Genomic DNA, 1062 nt, shown 5'->3' on the forward strand with positions numbered 1-1062 from the left:
TTAGTAGTCGAACTGGTGGTAGTAGCGGCGGTACTTGAGGTTGTGCTTGGTGACCAGCTCGTAGTTGCGCGCGAGGCGGTCGGTGGTCAGCGCGGACAGGATCCACGGCGACACGATGACGCGGAAGTCGTCGTCCAGGCCCGGGATCGCGTACTCGGCGGTGTCGATGATGACGTAGTCCTCGTCGCCGGTCACGCCGCTGGTGAGGAAGGCGCGGACGCGCTCGTCGAGGGCGCGGCACTCGTCCTCTCCCATGAACAGGAACACCGGGACGCCGGGCTCGAGCAGCTCGAGCGTGCCGTGGAAGAAGTCGTGCGAGGTGATGTGGCGGATGCGCTTCCACTGCATCTCCTCGAGCAGGCACATGGAGTACAGGATGGTCTCGCCCCAGAGGGCCCCCGAGCCGATGAACATGGTGTAGTCGGCCAGCGCGTACTTCCTGGCGAGCTCCTCGGCGCGCGGCTCGAAGCGCTTGCGGATGTCGAGCATGTCCTTCCAGACGTCCTTCGTCTGCTCGATGAACAGGTCGAACTTGGGGAAGCAGCCGCGGCGGTTGAGCAGGCGCAGGCCGAAGCAGTCGGCGAGGTAGTAGCCCTTCTCGCAGCCGCCGGCGCCGTGGTCGGAGGCCATCATGACGCAGTTCTCGGCGCCCACGGCCTGCCCGATCTTGCCCTCGGGGTTGGTCATGGCGAAGACGCGCACGCCCATCTCCCTCATCTTGCCGACGGCCTCGAGCACCTCGGGGGTGGTGCCGGACTCGGAGGCGGTCAGCACGACGGACCTGTCGGTCATGCGCTTGTGGCCCATGACGTTCCACTCGGCGGCGTGGATCAGGTAGACCTCGAGGTCGCGGTCGCCGAACTTGTTCATGAGGTACTCGAGCTGCATGAACTCGTCCCAGGTGCCGCCGACGCCCATCAGGAAGACGGCGTCGTAGCCCTCCTCGTGCACGCGGTCGGCCAGGGCGGTCATCTTCTTGCCGGCCTCGTAGACGTTCCTGCCGTCCTCGAGGTAGCCCTCCTGGTCGAAGTGCATGATCTCGATCTTCTCGGTCTCCTTCAT

General features: G+C 65.4%; 1 protein-coding gene. It reads right to left on the reverse strand.

All coding sequences use genetic code 11. From position 1 onward, the window contains the following. The coding region (locus GPK39_RS08660; RefSeq protein WP_215675047.1) for an SIS domain-containing protein at positions 1-1062 on the reverse strand (1062 nt) is incomplete at its 5' end.

The organism is Collinsella aerofaciens (genome assembly GCF_018785245.1).
In the GTDB taxonomy this organism is placed as follows: domain Bacteria; phylum Actinomycetota; class Coriobacteriia; order Coriobacteriales; family Coriobacteriaceae; genus Collinsella; species Collinsella aerofaciens_AD.